General features: G+C 73.8%; 15 protein-coding genes. 6 read left to right on the top strand and 9 right to left on the bottom strand.

Annotated features, from left to right (window positions below; genetic code table 11):
- Nucleotides 1–8: 8 nt before the first annotated feature.
- From ACPFP2_RS13835 to ACPFP2_RS13845, 3 genes are read right to left on the bottom strand one after another with little or no spacing between them, the layout of a single operon-like run.
- Entirely contained in the window at nucleotides 9–3,029 is a 3,021-nt protein-coding gene (locus tag ACPFP2_RS13835) for a bifunctional [glutamine synthetase] adenylyltransferase/[glutamine synthetase]-adenylyl-L-tyrosine phosphorylase (protein ID WP_424089554.1), read from the bottom strand.
- Between the two features lies 1 nt (nucleotide 3,030).
- Nucleotides 3,031–3,798, bottom strand: a complete 768-nt coding sequence (locus tag ACPFP2_RS13840; protein WP_424089555.1) for a type 1 glutamine amidotransferase — start codon at nucleotides 3,796–3,798, stop codon at nucleotides 3,031–3,033.
- Nucleotides 3,799–3,807: 9 nt separating this feature from the next.
- Nucleotides 3,808–4,443 carry a TetR/AcrR family transcriptional regulator gene (locus ACPFP2_RS13845; protein WP_424089556.1) on the bottom strand — a complete coding sequence of 212 codons (636 nt, stop codon included), beginning with the start codon at nucleotides 4,441–4,443 and terminating at the stop codon, nucleotides 3,808–3,810.
- A 78-nt stretch (nucleotides 4,444–4,521) separates the two neighbouring features.
- Here ACPFP2_RS13845 and ACPFP2_RS13850 point away from each other — a divergent pair, with 78 nt between their 5' ends.
- The 3 genes from ACPFP2_RS13850 (at nucleotide 4,522) to ACPFP2_RS13860 (ending at nucleotide 6,446) form a co-directional block, all read left to right on the top strand.
- Entirely contained in the window at nucleotides 4,522–4,938 is a 417-nt protein-coding gene (locus ACPFP2_RS13850) for a VOC family protein (RefSeq protein WP_424089557.1), read from the top strand.
- A 28-nt stretch (nucleotides 4,939–4,966) separates the two neighbouring features.
- Nucleotides 4,967–5,920 (top strand): S66 peptidase family protein, encoded by a 954-nt coding sequence (locus ACPFP2_RS13855; RefSeq protein WP_424089558.1) that lies wholly within the window; start codon nucleotides 4,967–4,969, stop codon nucleotides 5,918–5,920.
- A gap of 76 nt (nucleotides 5,921–5,996) precedes the next feature.
- The gene (locus ACPFP2_RS13860) at nucleotides 5,997–6,446 is read left to right on the top strand and encodes a hypothetical protein (protein ID WP_424089559.1); all 450 of its coding nucleotides are present in this window, start codon (nucleotides 5,997–5,999) and stop codon (nucleotides 6,444–6,446) included.
- 124 nt (nucleotides 6,447–6,570) lie between these two features.
- On the opposite strand, the gene ACPFP2_RS13865 is transcribed toward ACPFP2_RS13860, so the two are convergent.
- From ACPFP2_RS13865 to glnA, 3 genes are all read right to left on the bottom strand, one after another.
- Nucleotides 6,571–9,591 carry a carbohydrate binding domain-containing protein gene (locus tag ACPFP2_RS13865; protein WP_424089560.1) on the bottom strand — a complete coding sequence of 1,007 codons (3,021 nt, stop codon included), beginning with the start codon at nucleotides 9,589–9,591 and terminating at the stop codon, nucleotides 6,571–6,573.
- 500 nt (nucleotides 9,592–10,091) lie between these two features.
- Nucleotides 10,092–10,517: a DUF350 domain-containing protein gene (locus ACPFP2_RS13870; RefSeq protein ID WP_424089561.1), complete on the bottom strand. Its 426-nt coding sequence runs from the start codon at nucleotides 10,515–10,517 to the stop codon at nucleotides 10,092–10,094.
- Between the two features lie 108 nt (nucleotides 10,518–10,625).
- Entirely contained in the window at nucleotides 10,626–11,975 is a 1,350-nt protein-coding gene (gene glnA, locus ACPFP2_RS13875) for a type I glutamate--ammonia ligase (RefSeq protein WP_088975400.1), read from the bottom strand.
- 214 nt (nucleotides 11,976–12,189) lie between these two features.
- Between glnA and ACPFP2_RS13880 the strand changes: the two genes are divergently transcribed.
- From ACPFP2_RS13880 to ACPFP2_RS13890, 3 genes are all read left to right on the top strand, one after another.
- Complete coding sequence (locus ACPFP2_RS13880) at nucleotides 12,190–13,950, top strand: NAD+ synthase (protein ID WP_424089562.1); 1,761 nt, start codon at nucleotides 12,190–12,192, stop codon at nucleotides 13,948–13,950.
- Nucleotides 13,951–14,105: 155 nt separating this feature from the next.
- Entirely contained in the window at nucleotides 14,106–14,951 is an 846-nt protein-coding gene (gene panB / locus ACPFP2_RS13885; RefSeq protein ID WP_424089563.1) for a 3-methyl-2-oxobutanoate hydroxymethyltransferase, read from the top strand.
- Between the two features lie 197 nt (nucleotides 14,952–15,148).
- Nucleotides 15,149–15,559: a hypothetical protein gene (locus ACPFP2_RS13890; RefSeq protein ID WP_424089564.1), complete on the top strand. Its 411-nt coding sequence runs from the start codon at nucleotides 15,149–15,151 to the stop codon at nucleotides 15,557–15,559.
- Nucleotides 15,560–15,661: 102 nt separating this feature from the next.
- Here ACPFP2_RS13890 and npdG read toward each other — a convergent pair whose 3' ends face one another.
- The 3 genes from npdG to ACPFP2_RS13905 form a co-directional block, all read right to left on the bottom strand.
- Entirely contained in the window at nucleotides 15,662–16,360 is a 699-nt protein-coding gene (npdG, locus tag ACPFP2_RS13895) for an NADPH-dependent F420 reductase (protein WP_424089565.1), read from the bottom strand.
- 120 nt (nucleotides 16,361–16,480) lie between these two features.
- Nucleotides 16,481–17,914: an RNB domain-containing ribonuclease gene (locus ACPFP2_RS13900; protein WP_424089566.1), complete on the bottom strand. Its 1,434-nt coding sequence runs from the start codon at nucleotides 17,912–17,914 to the stop codon at nucleotides 16,481–16,483.
- Between the two features lie 65 nt (nucleotides 17,915–17,979).
- Nucleotides 17,980–18,909 (bottom strand): histone, encoded by a 930-nt coding sequence (locus tag ACPFP2_RS13905; protein WP_424089567.1) that lies wholly within the window; start codon nucleotides 18,907–18,909, stop codon nucleotides 17,980–17,982.
- Nucleotides 18,910–18,918: the final 9 nt, after the last annotated feature.

Here is an 18,918-nt window from a genome sequence, read left to right on the forward strand (position 1 = left end):
GGCGCGGGTCAGGACTCCATGACCCGCTGCATGGCCGCCCGGGACCGTCGGCCGGTACGCAGGTACTCGTCGAGGAACTCGCCCGGGTCGTCGTGGCCGAGCAGCCGGACCACCCCGGCCAGCTCCACCCCGTGCCGGGGCAGCTGGTCCCCCGCGCGGCCGCGCACCAGCATCAGCGCGTTGCGGACCTGCGCGGCCAGGGTCCAGCCGGCGGCCAACTCCGCGGCGTCGGTCGGATCGACCAGACCGGCGTCGCGGGCCGCCGCGAGCGCGTCGAGGGTACGCGTGCCGCGCAGCGCCGGACGCGCCCCGGCGTGGCGGAGCTGGAGCAGCTGCACCGCCCACTCGACGTCGGCCAGGCCACCACGCCCCAGCTTGGTGTGGGTGGCCGGGTCGGCGCCCCGGGGCAACCGCTCGTTCTCCACCCGGGCCTTGATCCGGCGGATCTCCACCACCTGCTCGCGGGTCAGTCCGTCGGCCGGGTACCGGACCGGGTCGACCATCGCCTCGAACTCCGCGCCCAGCCCGGCGTCGCCGCAGACGAAGCGGGCCCGCAGCAGCGCCTGCGCCTCCCACACCTTCGACCAGCGGGCGTAGTACTGGGCGTACGCGGCGAGGCTGCGGACCAGCGGGCCCTGCCGACCCTCGGGGCGCAGGTCGGCGTCGACGCCGAGCGGCGGGTCGGGGGCGGGCATCCCGAGCAGCCGGCGCAGCTCCTCGGCGATGTCGCGCGCGGCGGCGCTGGCCGCGCTCTCGTCCGCCCCGGCGGGCGGGTCGTAGACGAAGAGCACGTCGGCGTCGGAGAGGTAGTTCGACTCGTACCCGCCGAGGCGGCCCATGCCGATCACCGCCAGGCGCAGCCCGGGCAGCGCCGGGTGGGCCGCCCGCGCGGTGCGCAGCGCGGCGGCCAGGGTGGCGTCGGTGACGTCGGAGAGCGCGGTGCCGACGGCGGTGACGTCGGCCAGCGGGACGGCGGGTGAGCCCCGCTCGGGGCGGGGAGCGAGCCCGCCGGCCCGGCTGAGCACGTCGGCGCAGGCGATCCGGACCAGTTCCCGGCGGCGCAGGGCGCGGACCGCGCGGGTGGCCTCCACCGGGTCGTCGTGCCGGGCGGCAGCGGCCGTGAAGCCCTCGCAGAGCACCTCCCGCGAACGCGGGGCCAGTTCGTTCTCCTCGGCCAGCAGGCGCAGCGCCTCCGGCTCCCGGGCCAGCAGGTCCGCCGCGTACCGGGAGGAGGAGAGGACCCGGGCCAGCCGGCGGGCCACCGGCCCGGAGTCGCGCAGCAGCCGCAGGTACCAGGGGGTGCTGCCGAGCTTGTCGGAGACCTGCCGGTAGTTGAGCAGGCCACGGTCCGGTTCGGGGGCGTCGGCGAACTCGCTGAGCAGCACCGGCAGCAGGGTGCGCTGGATGGCGGCGGTCCGGCTGACGCCGCCGGTGAGCGCCTGCAGGTGGCGCAGCGCCCCGGCCGGGTCGGCGAAGCCGAGGATCTCCAGCCGGTGCCGGGCCGCCTCCGGGGTGAGCCGCAGCCCGTCGGCGGGCACCCGGGCCACCGACTCCAGCAGCGGCCGGTAGAGCAGCTTGGCGTGCAGCCGGCGTACCTCGGTGGCGTGGGCGACCCAGTCGGCGCGGAACGCCTCGACGGCGCTGCGGCCGGGCGTGGCGGTGTAGCCGAGCGCGGCGGCGAGCCAGCGCAGGGCGGTCGGCTCGGTCGGCACGGTGTGGGTACGGCGCAGGCCCTGGAGCTGGAGCCGGTGCTCGACGCCGCGCAGGAAGCGGTACCCGCGCAGCAGCGCCTCGCCGTCGGCCCGGCCGACGTAGCCACCGGCGACGAGGGCGCGCAGCGCGGGGATGGTGCCGGGCGGCCGCAGTGACTCGTCGCCGCGGCCGTGCACCAGTTGCAGCAGCTGGACGGCGAACTCGATGTCCCGCAGCCCGCCCGGACCGCGCTTGATCTCGCGTTCCAGCTCCTTCGGCGGGATGTTCTCGATGATCTTGCGACGCATGGCCCGGACGTCGGAGACCGCCTCGGGGCGTTCGGCGGCCCGCCACACCAGCGGGGCGAGCGCATCGGCCCACTGCCGGGCCAGGTCGAGGTCACCGGCCGCCGGCCGGGCCTTGAGCAGCGCCTGGAACTCCCAGGTGCGGGCCCATCGCTGGTAGTAGGCGAGGTGGCTGGCGAGGGTGCGCACCAGCGGCCCCCGGTTGCCCTCGGGACGCAGCGCGGCGTCGACCGGCCAGGCGACCAGCCCGCAGACGCCGATCAGCCGGGCGGCGACGGTGGTGCCGGCGGCCAGGTCGGCGTCGTCGGCGGCCACGAAGATCACGTCGACGTCGGAGACGTAGTTCAGCTCGTCGCCGCCGCACTTGCCCATCGCCACCACCGCGAGCCGGGGTCGGGGCGTCCCCTCGGGCAGCTCGTCGACCGCGATCTCGTACGCGGCGGCGAGGGTGGCGTCGGCCAGCGCGGAGAGCGCCGCCATGGTCTGTTCCAGGCCGCGCCCGCCGGTCAGGTCGGCCGCCGCGATCCGCAGCAGCGCCAGCCGGTACGCCTGCCGCAGCACCGCCACCGGCTGGGTGGAGGCGGTGAGCCGCCCGGCGAGGGCCAGGTCGAGCGTGCCGTCGGCGGTGGGGGCGAGCCCGTCCGGGGCGGTACGCAGCACGGTCCACTGCTCCGGATTGGCCACCAGGTGGTCGCCGAGCGCCGAGGAGGCGCCGAGCACGGCGACCAGCCGGCGGCGCAGTCCCGGGTCGTCGCAGAGCGCGGCGATCAGCGCGGAACCGTCGGCCGGGGTGGTGGCCGCGGCGCGCCGCTCCGCCTCGACCATCCGGTGCAACTGGCGCAGGGCCAGGTCCGGATCGGCGGCCCGGGACAGCGCCGCCAGCAGCTCGGCGGCCGGCTCGTCGGCGGGCTCCTGCTCCTCGGTACGCCAGAGCCCGAGCCCGTCCGGGCCGAGCAGGTCCGCCGCGCGGGCCCCGCCGTCGCCCTCGGCGAAGCCGTACCGGGCGAAACGTCCCCTGGCCGGTCGGGTCATCTCAGTGCCCGAGCAGGGGCAGGCCGGTGCGGACGGTGTCGTCGCCCAGCTCGCCGAGGGCGAGGGCGGCGAAGCGGATCGCGAACGGCTGCCAGACCTCCTCCACGTCGGCCATCACCCGGTCGCAGGCGGCCACCACCAGTTCCGGGTCGTACCCCAGCTCGGCCAGGAGCGCCGAGTCGCGCGACCAGTCGGCGATCATCGCGGTGTCGCACTCGATGTGGAACTGCAGACCCCAGGCCCGGTCGCCGAGGCGGAACGCCTGGTGCGGATACCGGGTGGAGGCGGCCAGCAGGGTCGCGCCCCGGGGCAGCTCGGTGATCTCGTCGGTGTGCCACTGCAGCACGTCCGGGATGAGCGGCACGTACCGGAAGAGCGGGTCGGCCTCGGCGGCGTCCCGCCTGCCGACCACGGCGGGCCCGACCTCCGGGCCGGACGGGCTGCGTTCCACCACGCCGGCGTGCGCGGTCGCCAGCAGTTGCGCGCCGAGGCAGACGCCGAGGGTGGGCACCCGGTGCCGAACGGCCTTGCGCAGCAGCCCTTCCAGCGCGGGGAACCAGGGCGCCCCCGGGGTGCCGTCGGGCCGCGGGTACGCCTGCTGCTCGCCGCCGAGCACCACCAGGGCCGCGTACCCCTCGAGGTCGGCGGGGAGCGCGTCGCCCGCGTGCGGACGGAGCACCCGCAGGTCGAGGCCCCCCTCGGTGAGCCACTCCCCCAGCCTGCGGAGGTCGTCGGTCGGGTCGTTCTCGATCACCAGCGCGGTCGCCACGGGTCGAGGCTATCGGGTGGCGTGGACAGCGTCGGAGCGGCACGGCCCGCCCGTGCTGTCGGCGCGCAGGGCGTCGAGCATCCGACTCAGCGCCGCTCGGGTGGCGGAGAGATCCGCCGGGTCGGTCGAGCGGGCGAGCCAGAGCGCCGCCTCGTTCATGGCGCCGGAGAGCAGGTGGGTGAGCGGGGCGACCGGCTGTGGGGGGATCAGTCCGGCCGCCAGCAGGTCGGTGAGTGCCTCGGCCAGGTGGCGGCCGGAGGCCGCCTCGTCCAGCGCCCGCCACTCGTGCCAGCCGAGCACGGAGGGGCCGTCGACCAGCATGATCTGTTGCAGGTCGGGGTCGGTGCTGGCGGTGAGGAACTCCTGGCAGCCCGCGGTGAACCGGGTCCAGGGGTCGTCGTGCGCGTCGGCGGCGGCCGCGACGCGCCGGCCGACCTCGTCCTGGGCCTGCGCGAGCACGGCCCGGAACAGCTCCTCCTTGCTGGCGAAGTGGTGATAGAGCGCGCCCTTGGTCACCCCGGCCACCCGCACGATCTCGGCCAGCCCGACCGCCGCGTAACCGCGGTCGGCGAAGAGCCGCCGGCTCTGCCGCAGCAGTTCCCGGCGGGTCTGCTCCCGTTGCTGCGCCCGTACGCCCTGCGCCATCGCCCCTCCATTGACATACCGACGGTATGCGAACTACCGTCCTCTCGCATACCGATGGCATGCGAAGGGAATCGTGCCATGAATCTGACCAGCTTCTATCCGGTGATCTGCACCCGCACGCTCGACGAGTCCCACGACTTCTACCGCCGCCACTTCGGCTTCGAGACCACCTTCGAGGCCGACTGGTACGTCAGCCTGCGCCGCCCCGGTCCGCCGGCGTACGAGCTGGCGCTGCTCGACCACACCCACCCGACGCTCCCCGAGGCGTACCGCGCGCCGGTGCGGGGCCTGCTGCTCAACGTCGAGGTCGACGACGTCGACGCCGAGTGGGAGCGGCTCGTGGTCCGCAGCGGCCTCACGGTCGAGCTGGAGCTGCGCAGTGAGGACTTCGGCCAACGGCACTTCATCGTCGCCGCCCCCGACGGCGTGCTCGTGGACGTGATCACGCCCGTCCCACCCACCGGCGAGTACGCCGCCCGGTACGTCGACGCGTGAGCCCGCCCGCGCACTAGGCTCTGCCGCTGTGATCACCGACGACTGCCTGCGCCCGCCGGTCCTGCGTTCCGGCGACACGGTGATGCTGGTGTCGCCGTCCGGGCCGACCCGGCCGGAGCGGGTGGCCCGGGGCGTCGAGCTGCTGACCGGCTGGGGGCTGCGCCCGGTGCTCGCCCCGAACGTGTACGCCCGGCGCGGCTACCTCGCCGGTGACGACGCGCTGCGCGCCGCCGACCTGAACACCGCCTTCGCCGACCCCGAGGTGCGCGGGGTGATCTGCACCCGGGGCGGCTACGGCGCGCAGCGGGTGGTCGACCTGATCGACATGGCCGCGGTACGCCGGGACCCGAAGGTGGTGGCCGGCTTCTCCGACATCACCGCCCTGCAGTTCGCGCTCTGGCGGGGCGCCCGGCTGGCCGGCGTGCACGGGCCGGGCGCGGCCTGGCTGGACGAGCGCACCCCACCCCGCTCGGCGGAGTCGCTGCACGCCGCGCTGATGACCACGCAACCGGTGACGGTCGCGGCGGTCGCCGAGGAGGAGACCTTCGGCGTACGGGTGCCGGGGCGGGCGGAGGGACCGCTGCTCGGTGGGAACCTCTGCCTGATCACCGCCTCGATCGGCACCCCGGACATGCCGGACCTCACCGGTGCGGTGCTGCTCGTCGAGGAGGTGCAGGAGCCGCCGTACAAGGTCGACCGGATGCTCACCCACCTGCGTCGGGCCAGGGCGCTGGACGGGCTCGCCGGGGTGGCAGTGGGCCAGTTTACCGAGTGCGCCGACGGCTGGGACACCACGGTCGCCGACGTGCTCACCGAACGCCTCGGCGACCTGGGCGTCCCCGTCCTCGGCGGCCTGCCGATCGGGCACGGCGTCGGCCAGCTCACCGTCCCGGTGGGCACACCGGCCGTGCTCGACGCCACCGCCGGCACCCTCACCGTCGCCCCCGCCGTCCGTGGGGCGGGATTGTCAGCGCATTCATAGGGTCGGCACGGGTTCGTCCCAGGTATCGGGGTCACCGTCGGTGACGGCAACACACACCGACGAGAGGGAGACACCGATGTCCCGCACGATGTCGAAGAAACACCTGCTGGCCGGACTGGCCGCTGCCGGGGTGCTCGGCGTGGGGATCGCCGCCCCGACGGTGGCCTTCGCCGAGGACGCCACGCCGTCACCGAGCGCCAGCACCAGGCAGGACACCGACCGGCAGGACCGCCGGGCGGAGCGGCAGGCCGAGTTCGCCGAGGCGCTGGCGAAGGAGCTGGGCGTCCCGGCCGACAAGGTGACGGCGGCCCTGGAGAAGCTGCACGAGCAGCGCAGGGCCGACCGGCCGGAGCGCCCGTCGACCGAGGACCGGCAGGCGAGGCTCAAGGAGCGGCTGGCCCAGGCCGTCGAGGACGGCAAGCTCACCCAGGAGCAGGCCGACGCGATCGCGAAGGCCGCCGAGTCCGGCGTCTTCCCGGGCCCGGGCGGCCGGGGCCACCACGGCGGCGGTCCGGCCGGCAGCTGACCGGGGCGGCCCTCGCCCGGACGCGTCCCCGTTTGCGGTGTGTCGCGGTGTCCGAACGAGTGGACACCGCGACACGCCGCGAACCGGGAGCGGAACCGTCCGTCCGGGCGGACGGGGTGCGCTGTCAGCGCAGGTACGGCCCGTCCGCGCCGATCTTGCCCGGCGCGGGGTTGCCGGGCAGGTCCAGCACGTAGACGCGCAGGTTGCCCTTGCCGCTGACCGAGGCGGTGAGGGTGCCGTTGGTGACGGTCTTCACGTCCCCGGTGACGGCGTCACGGTACGTGCCGTTCGGCACGCCGGTGAAGGCCGCGCCCCCGGAGACGGTGACCAGCGCGAAGCTGTCCACCCCGCCGCCGGTGTACCGGCGCTTGTAGGCCATGCCGCCGCTGACCCCCTCGGTCGAGTACTGCCCCTTCTGCAGGGCGGGGATGGCGCGGCGGATCCGGTTGAGCCGCTGTACGTGCTTGACCAGCGGCTTGTCCAGGGTGGCCGCGACGGCCCCGCTGGCGCTGCCGGCCACCCCGAAGTCGCTGGCGGTGACGCTGCCGGCGAGGTGGTCGCCGTAGTAGGCCCGGCCGGTGGTGGCGAGCGGGCAGGTCGGCCCGCAGTCGATCTTCGCGCCCTTCTGGAACTCGATCTCCGAGCCGTAGTAGAGGGTGGGGACGCCCCGGAACGTCCACATCAGGCTCATGTTCTCCGCCCAGGCGTCGGTGCCCTCGGCGTAGCGGGTGTTCGACTTGTTCGGCCCGTAGTCGTGGCTGTCGACGTAGACGACGTTGTAGGTGGCGTCGTTGTAGCTGTCGTCGGAGTCCTTGCCGTTGCCGAAGGCGTTGTGCGCGTCGCCGAAGTTCATGTGCATCCGCATGTCGATGACGTTCATGCCGGAGAACTTCGAGTGGTCCGGCGCGTGGTAGGCGTTGCCGCGCAGGAAGGCGTTGTCGCTGGTGGGCTGACCGTTCGGGCCGAGCAGCTGCTCGTAGTCGTACTGCTCGATCGCGGCGCGGACGTCGTCCGGGCTGTACTCCTTGCGCTCCTTCCAGGTGAAGAACTGCGCGGAGTGGTTGACCGAGCCGCGGTTCCACTTGTCGTTGACGAACGCGGCGACCTCGCCGAAGACGTAGAAGTCCTTGCCCTTCTCGCCGTGCCGGGCCACGGCGTGCTGCTGGATGGCCGGCAGGAAACGCCGGTTCCAGGTGACCCGGGGGATGTGCACGGCGGTGTCGACCCGGAAGCCGTCCACCCCCATGTCGATGTACTTGTTGTAGACGTCGATCAGGTACTGCTGCACGGTGGCGTTCTCGGTGTTGAAGTCGGCCAGGTCCTCGTGCAGCCAACAACTGCGGGAGTCCTCGCCCTCCCAGTTGCCGATCCAGCACTGGTGGTAGAGGTCGGCCGGGAAGAGCTTGCTGGTCGGGCTGGGCCACTGGCAGTGGTGGACGGTGTATCCCTCCTGGCTGTAGGAGCCGTTCGGGGTGCCCCAGCGCAGGCACTGGTTGCCGGCCGGCGCGGTGGACGACCACAGGTCGCCGGTGTACGGCCGACCCTTGGCCTTGGCGTTCTGCGCCGCGGTCAGCGTCGGGTCGTTCCCGTCGTGCTCGACCATCGGGTCGTACGCCCGGCCGGCCTGCGGCTGGTCGTACCACCACTTCCACTGCTCGTCGCGGGTGCCGTACACGGTGGGGGTGAACAGGCCCTTGGCGCCCCAGCGGGAGCTGTGGTTGTAGACCACGTCCTGGAATATCTTGATGCCCTTGGCGTGCGCCGCGTTGATCAACTGCTGGTAGCTCGCGCCCGGGCTCTCCAGGCGCGGGTCGACCCGGTGGAAGTCCCAGCCGTGGTAGCCGTGGAGGTCGTAGTCGGAGCGGTTGAGCACCACCGGCGTGATCCAGATCGCGGAGAAGCCGAGGGCCTTGACGTAGTCCAGCTTGTCGATCAGGCCCTTGAAGTCGCCCCGGAACATCGGGTCGTCGTTGGCCGCGTTGCCGGACTTCACGTGCTGACTGCCGCCCCGGTTGTTGCCGCCGTCGCCGTCGGCGAAGCGGGCGGTCATCACGAAGTAGATGCTGTCCTCACGCGGGTCGCCGCCGAGCGGCGAGCCACCCACCGGCGGTGCGGCGCCGGTGGTCGCCGTGGCGGGCGCGCTCGCCGCCGACCGGTTCCCGGCCGCGTCGAGGGCGCGCACGGTCCAGGAGTACGCGGTGCGCGGCGCGAGGTCGTACGCGACGTACCGGGTGGCGGTGGTGGTGACGGTGACCGTGCCGGTCGCACCGCCGGTACGGGTGAGCTCGTACCCCGTCACCGCCCGGTCGTCGGTCGACGCGGTCCAGGCCAGCGTCGCCGACAGCCCGTCGGCGGCGGCGGTGAGGCCGCCCGGCACGGACGGCGCGGTGGTGTCGGGGGCGACGGGCACGCAGGGGTCGGCGGCGTTGGCGGTGACCACACCGGCCTTCACCGTGCTGCGGCCGGCGCCGATGGTGTAGTCGGCCCCGTTGTTGTTGTCCCAGGTGCCGGCGGTGTCGTTGAAGGCGGCGGTGAGCCCGGTCGCGGCGCCGAGGCTGATCGTCCGCTTCGCCCAGCCGGCGCAGGCCGCCTCCATGGCGACGCCCGGCGCCGTGGTCCAGGTGCCGCCGTTCGGCCGGTAGTGGATGTTCGCCGCGCTCCACCCGCGCGTCGCGAGGTGGTAGTACACCTCGGCGGCGGCCTCGCCGGGCGACGGGCCGGCGCTGCTCGACGGGCTCGGTGACGGGCTCGAGGTGGCGCACGGGTCGCCGGAGCCGATCTTCCCGGCGGCCACGGTGACCGTGCCGGTGCCGAGCCGGTAGTTGGCGCCGTTGTTGTTGTCCCAGACGCCGGCGCCGTTGGTGAAGACGACCTGGAGGCCGCCGGCCGCGCCCAGGTCGATGGTCTTGCGCCGCCAGCCGGTGCAGGCGGCGTCCATGGCGACGCCGGGCACCGGGGTCCAGGCCGCGCCGTCGACGCCGTAGTGGATGTTGACCGAGGATCCCCAGGCCGTCGGGGGCTGGTAGTAGACGGTGACGGTGTCGGCCGCCGCCGCTGCCGTCAGCGGCAGCAGGCCGGCGGCCAGGCCGGCGGCGAGCGCGAGCGCGCCCCACCGGCGACGGGTGGTGGTGGTTGTCCGCCTCATGGTGGCTCTCCTGACACTCACGCCTATGCGGAGGGCGCAAGTAACTGAAGGCGTTGCAAGAACTTGCGAACGCGGTGCCAGGAAGTTACCAGCTTGAATGGGATGAAACTAGAGGTTCACAATCGACATACGGGAAGTGTTTTGCGGCCGATCACTGAAAGAGCTTGCACCTGCGGGAATGCCTTTCGAGGCATGAAGCAAGCTGACGGGTCTCGACGGTCTCGACCGTAAGACGGTGGGGAAGGACGCGGTGGTCGGACGCTGCGGACCTGATCGTATGGATGGATCGGCCGACCATCCCGGTCCGATCCGTCCATGCGATCAGGTCTGTAGCGTCTCCCGCCCCACCTCGCGCCCCCGACAGCACGCCCCAGAATCCGGGTCCGCCGGTGCGCCTCGGCCGCGTCGGCGGCCGGCAGCCACGCGAACAGCTTGCGCAGCGCGGCGGCCCCGCGCGGCCGGCCCCGGCAGGCCAGGCCCGGGGGTACGACAGCCCGCGCTCAGGCGATGCAGGCGCAGACGATCAGCGCAGCGCCGAAGTGGGTGGCGGCGCTGACCCGGGCCGCCGGGTGCGGCTCGTCCGAGCAGATGATCTCGCCGAGCCGGCCCGGGGTGAGCAGGTCGAGCACGAAGAACGCCAACGCCATGATCAGCAGGCCGATCAGCCCGAAGACCACCGTGGAGGCGAGCCCCTTGGTGAAGTCGCTGTAGCTGGTCAGGATCGCGGTGAAGACGATCCCGGCGATACCGAGCTGGTTGGCGGCCAGCAGCAGCGCGGCGTTGCCGTTGCGGCGCACCCAGATCAGCTCCCGCAGCCTCCCGGGCGTGAGCATGTCGACCAGCAGGAACCCGGCGGCCATCAGGGCGACTCCGACCACCCCGAACACCACGCTCTGCCACGCCCCGCTGAGCAGATCCTCCAGCACCGACTGCCTCCCGACCACCCTCGTCCGGCAGGGGCGCCGGCACGGTGATCGAGACGATAGCGCCCGCGCGCCACCAACGGCAGACCCGCACGGCCGAGGCGGACCGGCCTACAGGGACAGGTAGCGCTGCCGCTCGTACGGGGTGACCTCGCGGCGGTACTGCTCCCACTCGGCGCGCTTGTTGCGCAGGAAGAAGTCGAAGACGTGCTCGCCGAGCACCTCGGCGACCAGCTCGGAGCCGGCCATCACGTCGATCGCCTCGGCCAGGTTCTCCGGCAGGGCCTCGTACCCCATGGCCCGACGCTCGGCGCTGGACAGCGACCAGACGTCGTCCTCGGCGCCCGGCGGCAGCTCGTAGCCCTCCTCGATGCCCTTGAGCCCGGCGCCGAGCATCACCGCGAAGGCCAGGTACGGGTTGGTCGCCGAGTCCGGCGAGCGGACCTCCACCCGGGCCGAGTTCGGCTTGCCGTACGCGGGCACCCGGACCAGCGCGGAACGGTTCAGGTGGCCCCAGCAGACGTACGCCGGGCTCTCGGTGATCCGGTCCGGCAGCGCCTGCGGGAAGAGCCGCTTGTACGAGTTGACCCACTGGTTGGTGACCGCGGTGTACTCCCGGGCGTGGGTGAGCAGGCCGGCGATGAACGACTTGGCCACCTTGGAGAGCTTCATCGGGTCGCCGGAGTCGTGGAAGGCGTTGCGCTCCCCCTCGAACAGCGACAGGTGGGTGTGCATGCCGCTGCCCGGCTGGTCGGTGAAGGGCTTCGGCATGAAGGTGGCCTGCACCCCGGTGGAGAGCGCCACCTCCTTGACCACGTGCCGGAACGTCATGATGTTGTCGGCGGTGGTCAGCGCGTCGGCGTAGCGCAGGTCGATCTCCTGCTGGCCGGGGGCGACCTCGTGGTGGCTGAACTCCACCGAGATGCCGATCCGCTCCAGGGCGAGCACGGCCTGGCGGCGGAAGTCGCGCGCGACGGCGTGCGTGGTGTGCTCGAAGTAGCCGCCGGTGTCCACCGGGGTCGGCACCGAGCCGTCCATCGGGCCGTTCTCCAGCAGGAAGAACTCGATCTCGGGGTGGGTGTAGAAGGTGAAGCCCTTCTCGGCCGCCTTGGACAGCATCCGGCGCAGCACGTGCCGCGGGTCGGCCCAGGACGGGCTGCCGTCGGGCAGCAGGATGTCGCAGAACATCCGGGCGCTCTCGCCGCTGACCCCACCCTCGAACGGGAAGACCTGGAAGGTGGTCGGGTCGGGCATGGCCACCATGTCGGACTCGAAGACCCGGGCGAAGCCCTCGATCGCCGAGCCGTCGAAGCCGATGCCCTCCTCGAAGGCCGCCTCCAGCTCGGCGGGGGCCACCGACACGCTCTTGAGGGTGCCGAGCACATCGGTGAACCACAGCCGGACGAACCGGATGTCGCGCTCTTCCAGCGTACGGAGGACGAACTCCTGCTGACGGTCCACTTCCCCAACCTTCCGCGACACTCTTGTCCGCCTTCGACCGGGCTTCACCCGACCTGACCGCCCAGTGTCCCCGGGCCTCGTTACGCCGACGTTACGCGACCCGCCGCCGCCCGTCCCGCCGTGTCCCGCCGGACGGTCCCCGGCCCCGCCGGGGTGGCCGCCGTCTCCCCGGAGCGGCCCGGTCGGCGCCGGACGGCTGGGGCAAGATGAGGACATGCCCACCCTGCGTCTCGCCCTGTCCCAGGTCAACCCGACCGTCGGCGACCTCGCCGGCAACGCCGAGCTGGTCCGCTCCTGGAGCCGGAAGGCCGCCGACGCCGGCGCGCAGCTCGTCGCCTTCCCGGAGATGATGCTGACCGGCTACCCGGTCGAGGACCTGGTCTTCCGCCGCTCCTTCGTGGCGGCGTCGAGGGCCGCGCTGGAGCGGCTCGCCGCGGACCTCGCCGCCGACGGTCTCGGCGACCTGCCGGTGGTGGTCGGCTACCTCGACGCGGACGGCCCCCCGCAGGTCGCCGGGGACGCCGAGCCGGGGCGGGGGGCGCGCAACGCCGCCGCGCTGCTGCACCGGGGCGGGATCGCCGCCACCTACTTCAAGCACCACCTGCCCAACTACGGCGTCTTCGACGAGGACCGCTACTTCGTGCCCGGCGACGCGCTGACGGTGGTGCGCGTCGGCGGCGTGGACGTCGCGCTGACCATCTGCGAGGACCTCTGGCAGGCCGGCGGCCCGTTCGCGGTGGCCCGGCAGGCCGGCGTGGGGCTGGTCGTCAACATCAACGGCTCGCCGTACGAGCTGAACAAGGACGACGTCCGACTGCCGCTGGTCCGCCGCCGGGCCGCCGAGGCCGGGGCCACCATCGCGTACGTCAACATGGTCGGCGGCCAGGACGAGCTGGTCTTCGAGGGCGACTCGATGATCGTGACGGCCGACGGCACGCTGCTCACCCGCGCCCCGCAGTTCGTCGAGCACCTGCTGGTGCACGACGTCGAGCTGCCCGGGGCGGGCCCGGTCGGCGCGGAGACCGAGCAGCTGGCCGACGGGATGCGGGTGCTGCGGCGTAGCGTCGAGGCGATCCCGGCGGCCCCGGCGGGCCCGGCGGCCGACGGCGGGACGATGGCGCCGGTCGCCGACGAGGCCGAGGTCTGGCAGGCGCTGGTGCTGGGCCTGCGCGACTACGTCAACAAGAACCGCTTCCCGTCGGTGGTGCTCGGGCTCTCCGGCGGCATCGACTCGGCGGTGGTGGCGGCGATCGCCGTGGACGCGCTCGGGCCGGACCGGGTCGTCGGCGTCTCCCTGCCCAGCCAGCACTCCTCCGAGCACTCCCGGGCCGACGCCGAGGACCTGGCCAAGCGGACCGGCCTGGACTACCGGATCGAGCCGATCCAGCCGATGGTGGACGGCTTCCTGGCGAACCTGTCGCTGTCCGGGGTGGCGGTGGAGAACCTCCAGGCCCGGGTGCGCGGCGTGATCCTGATGGCGCTGTCGAACCAGGAGGGCCACCTCGTCCTCACCACCGGCAACAAGAGCGAGCTGGCGGTCGGCTACTCGACCCTGTACGGCGACTCGGTGGGCGGATTCAACCCGGTCAAGGACGTCTGGAAGACGCTGATCTGGCGGCTGGCGAAGTGGCGCAACGCCGACGCCGACGCCCGGGGCCAGACCCCGCCGATCCCGGAGAGCTCCATCGGCAAGCCGCCGTCGGCGGAGCTGAGCCCCGGCCAGCTCGACAGCGACAGCCTGCCCGAGTACGACGTGCTCGACCCGATCCTGATCGGCTACGTCGACGGCGACCTGGGCCGGGACGGGCTGGTCTCCTCCGGGCACGACCCGGCGGTGGTGGACAAGGTGCTCCGGCTGGTGGACATCGCCGAGTACAAGCGGCGGCAGTCCGCCCCCGGCACGAAGATCTCCATGAAGGCGTTCGGCCGGGACCGCCGGCTGCCGATCACCAACCGCTGGCGCGAGCACGGCTGATCCGCTCCCGCCACGGCGAGGGCGCGCGACGCGGACGGCAGCGGCGGGGTGGAGTGAAATCCTGCACTCCACCCTGCCGCCGGCGGCCGGCGCGGTGCGACGATCGCGGCGGAACCCGGGGACCGCGAAGGCGGCCTCGAGGAAAGGAGACAGTCATGGTGGAGTCCACCCCGCCCGAGGTGACCGCCCTCTACGGCGGACCGGCCACCCGACGGGTGCGTACCCGCGACCTGATCGCCGCCAAGGAGCGCGGCGAGCGCTGGTCGATGCTCACCTCGTACGACCAGTACACGGCCGGCATCTTCGACGCCGCCGGCATCCCGGTGCTGCTGGTCGGCGACTCGGCGGCGAACAACGTCTTCGGCTACGAGACCACCCTGCCGGTCACCGCCGAGGAACTGCTGCCGCTGGTCCGGGCCGTGGTCCGGGCGACGAGGCAGACGCTGGTCGTCGGCGACCTGCCCTTCGGCTCGTACGAGGAGGGGCCGACGCAGGCGCTGCGCACGGCGGTGCGGTTCATGAAGGAGGGCGGCTGCCACGCCGTGAAGCTGGAGGGCGGCCGGCGCTGCGCCGCGCAGATCTCCGCGATCGTCGGCGCGGGCATCCCGGTGATGGCCCACGTCGGCTTCACCCCGCAGAGCGAGCACACCCTGGGCGGCTACCGGGTGCAGGGGCGCGGCGACGCGGCCGACGAGGTGCTCGCCGACGCGCACGCGGTGGCCGAGGCGGGCGCGTTCGCGGTGGTGCTGGAGATGGTGCCGGGTGAGGTGGCCAAGCGGATCACCGCGGAGCTGCCCATCCCCACCGTCGGTATCGGCGCCGGGCCGGACACCGACGCCCAGGTGCTGGTCTGGCAGGACATGGCCGGTCTGCGCACCGGCCGGGCGCCCCGGTTCGTCAAGCGCTACGCCGACCTGGCCGACGTGCTGACCGAGGCGACCCGCCGCTTCGCCGACGAGGTCCGTGGCGGCGAGTTCCCCGCCGCCGAGCACACCTTCTGACGCCCACGGGCCCGGTGGACGGCGGTCGGCCCGCCGTCCACCGGCCGGGCTGGCCCGTCTCCGCCGAGGGCGGCACGCGCGAGCCGGGCGGAGCGGCTAGGGTACCCACCCGTGGATCGTGCTCGTTTCCTCACCATTGTCCTGGCCTGCGCCTCCGTGGTGGCGCTCTCCGCGTGTGGCGGGAGGACCCGTCGCCGGTGACGTTGCCCTCGCCGTCCGCCGCCGCGTCCGCCACCACCGGGGCCCCGTCCGTGTCCCCCTCCGCCGCCGCGGCGGATCCCGCAGCCGACAAGAAGCTCTGCGAGTCGGCGAAGAAGATCGCCGACGACTCGCGCAGCGCCGTCGTGAAGGCCGCGTCGTCGGGCGCCGATCCGACGCCGGCGCTGAAGCAGGCGTACGCCGACATGGCCAAGGGGATGGCGGCGACCGCCGCGACCGGCGACTCCGGCAGCGAGGTGGCCGCCGCGCTGACCGCGTTCGGCACCGAGGCCGGCAAGGTGGCTACCGCCGCCGACATGACCACGGCGGCGGACAGCCCCGCCTTCCAGCAGGCCGGCACGAAGGCCAACGGCGCCTGCAAGAAGGTCGGCGTCGACCTCAACTTCTGAGCCGTACCCGTCGGCCACGGCACGCCGGCCGGTCGGCACCCGCGGATCGTGGCAGGAAGGCAGGAAGGGGCGCTCTCCTGCCACGATCGGGCGGTGCGGCGCTCAGAGGTCGGTGACGCGGATGCCGGCGTGCGCCTTGTAGCGCTTGTTGATGGCGATCAGGTTGGCGGTGAACGCCTCGATCTGGTGGGCGTTGCGCAACCGGCCGGCGTAGATGCCGCGCATGCCGGGGATCCGAGCAGCCAGCGCACCGACGATGTCGACCAGTTCCCGGTCCTCGGTGCAGATCAGCACGTCGAGGTCGATCCGGTCGATCTCCGGGTCGGCCAGCAGCGGGGCACTGACGTGGTTGAACGCCGCGCAGACCCGGGAGTCCGGCAGCAGGGCGGCAGCCTGCTGCACGGCGCTGCCCTCGGCGACGGTCAGCGCGTACGGGCCCTGCTTGTCGAAGCCGAGCGGGTTGACGCAGTCCACCACGATCTTGCCGGCGAGCGGCTCGGCCAATTCGGCGACGGTGGCCGCGTGCCCGTCCCAGGGCACCGCGACGACGACCACGTCGCTGCGGCGGGCGACCTCGGAGTTGCCGGCCCCGCTCACCTCGGCCCCGGCCGGCATCCCCGGCATCGCCGCGATCTCGGCGGCGGCCTGCGCGGCCCGCTCGGCGGTACGGGAACCGATCAGCACCGTCTGCCCGGCCCGGGCGAACCGGTAGGCGAGACCCCGCCCCTGGTCGCCGGTGCCACCGATGATGCCGACGGTCAGCCCGGAGACGTCGGGCAGCGTGGTCGCGTCGTAAGCCATGCGGCCATCCTCGCAAACCGTCCCGCCCACCAGCAGCGTCCGGCGCTGTGACAATGCCCGCTGCCCGGCCTGCCGCCACCCGGCCTGCGGATGCCCGACCCGGGCGGTGCGCGGGCGGGGTCAGGCGCGCTCGAAGGTCACCGCGCGCCGCACCGGGTCGGCGGTGACCAGGCGGACCCGGATCCGCTCACCCAACGGCAGGTCGCCGACGCAGCGTGCGCGTACCGGCGGGTCGTCCAGCGCCACCGTGCCGCCGGGCTGCCGCCCCGGCTTCGGCTGCCCGTTCGGCGGGGCGTCGACGTCCAGCACGGCGGCGGAGAAGGTCTCCCCCACCCGGTGCTCCAGCAGCACCGCCTCGGCCAGTTCGATCGCGCCCCGGGTGGCCGCGCCCGCCGTGCGGTCCGTCGTGGCCATCGCCTCGGGCAGCTTCGGCAACGCCGCGCGGGCCCAGTCGGGCACCGCACGCCCCTCGTGCAGGGCCAGGCAGACCTCCGTGGCGTACCGGTCGGCCAGCCGGCGCAGCGGGGCCGTGACGTGGGCGTACGCGGCCGCCACCCCGCCGTGCCCGGGCTGCTCGGGCGGCGCGCCGTCGAAGGCCGTGTACGCCGCGCCCCGCATCAGCTCGGCCGCCTGGTCGATGAAGGCCGCCGCCCGGGGCTGCGAGGCGTCCAACCCGACCAGCAGCTCACCGACGCCGGTCCCGTCCGGCCAGTGCACGCCCAGCGGGGCGGCCGCGGCGCGCAGCCGGGCCACCGCCTCCGGCTTCGGCGGTGGCATCGTCCGCAGCAGCCCGATCCCGCCGGCGAGCATGATGTCGGCGGCGGCCATCCCGGTGAGCAGCGAGATCTGCGCGTTGTGGTCCTCCATCGGCACCGGGCCGCGCAGCACCAGCCGCCAGCCGTCGCCGTCGGGCTCGACGTCCTGCTCGGGCAGGGGCAGGTTGACCGCACCCCGGCGCAGCCCACGCTCGGTCAGCAGGGCGCCGATCTCGGGTAGCAGGGCGATCGGCTCGGGCAGCGTCCCGGCGTCGGCGGCGGCCTGTACCCCGACGTAGTCGAGCTTGGCGCGGCTGCGTACCCGGGCGCGCTCCAGCGCGACGGCGACCGTCGCGCCGTCGCCGTCGAGGTCGATGGTCCACACCACCGCCGCCCGGTCGACGTCGGGCAGCAGGCTGGCCGCGCCCTCGCTGAGCGTGTGCGGGTGCAGCGGCACGTTGCCGTCGGGCAGGTAGACGGTCTGCCCGCGCCGCCAGGTCTCCTCCTCCAGCGCGCCGCCGGGACGCACGTGCGCGGCGACGTCGGCGATCGCGTACCGCACCCGGTAGCCCCCGCCGGGGCGGCGGCTGAGGTGCATCGCCTGGTCGAGGTCGCGCGAGGTCGCCGGGTCGACCGTGACGAACGCGACGTCGGTACGGTCGGCCCCGGCGGGTGGCCCGGCGGCGGCCGCCTCGTCCGCCTCGCGCTGCGCCGCGGCCGGGAAGCCCTCGGGCAGGCCCAGCTCACGGCGCAGCGCGCCGAAGTCGATACGGGGCGCCACTACGCGTCGGATGACCACGGGTCAATCCTGGCAGCCCGGCGGAAGATCCGCTCTCCGGCGTGGCGGCGGCGTTCGTCGTACGGTCAGCCGGTGGCCTTCCGGGCGCGGGACCGGGCGGCGGCGGGCGCGGCGGCGCGGGCGGTGGCCGTACGCGAAGGGGCCTTGCGGGCGGTGACCTTCTTGGCGGTGACCTTCTTCGCGGGCGCCTTCTTCGCCGCCGCCTTGCGCGCGGTCGTCGAGGAGGTCGCGGTGGCCTTCTTCGCGGGGGCCTTCTTGGCGGTCGTCTTCGAGGCCGGCGCCGTCCTGGCGGTGGTCTTCTTCGCCGGGGCCTTCTTCGCCGCCGTGGTCGTCTTCTTCGCGCCGGTGGTCTTCTTCGCCGCGCCGGTGGTCTTCTTGACCGCGGTGGTGGCCTTGCGGCCGGTGGAGGTGACCTTGCGGGCGGCGGTCGCGGACTTCGCGGCCGTGGTCTTCTTCGCCGCGGCGGTCGTCTTCTTCGCCCCGGCCGTGGTCTTCTTCGCCGCGGCGGTCGTCTTCTTCGCCCCCGCCGTGGTCCTGGCCGCGGTGGTCTTCTTCGCCGCAGTCGTGGTCCTGGCCGCGGTGGTCTTCTTCGCCGCGGTCGTGGTCCTGGCCGGGGTGGTCTTCTTCGCCGCGGTCGTGGTCCGGGTGGCGGCCTTCTTCGCGGGGGCCTTCTTCGCCGTGGCCCTGGTCGCCGGAGCCGTCTTCGCCGTCGTCCTGGTGGTGGTCTTCTTCGCCGGGGCCTTCTTCGCCGCCGTGGTCGTCTTCTTCGCGGCGGCCGTCCTCCTGGCCGCGGTCGCCGTGGTGGCCGGGGACCGCCCCGACCCGGCGCCCGCCGCGCTGGGCGACGCCTTGCCGGCCGGCGCCTTCCGGGCCGCCGCCGTGGCCGTGGTCGTGGTCCGGCGTGCCGCGGTGCTCCGGGTCGCGCCGGCGGTCCGCGCCGCCGCGGCGGACTTCTTGGCGGCCGGGCGGGTGGTGGCCTGTTGTGCTTCGGCCATCTCGGTTCC

Origin of the sequence: Micromonospora citrea (genome assembly GCF_049629545.1) — a bacterium.
Lineage (GTDB): Bacteria > Actinomycetota > Actinomycetes > Mycobacteriales > Micromonosporaceae > Micromonospora > Micromonospora citrea_A.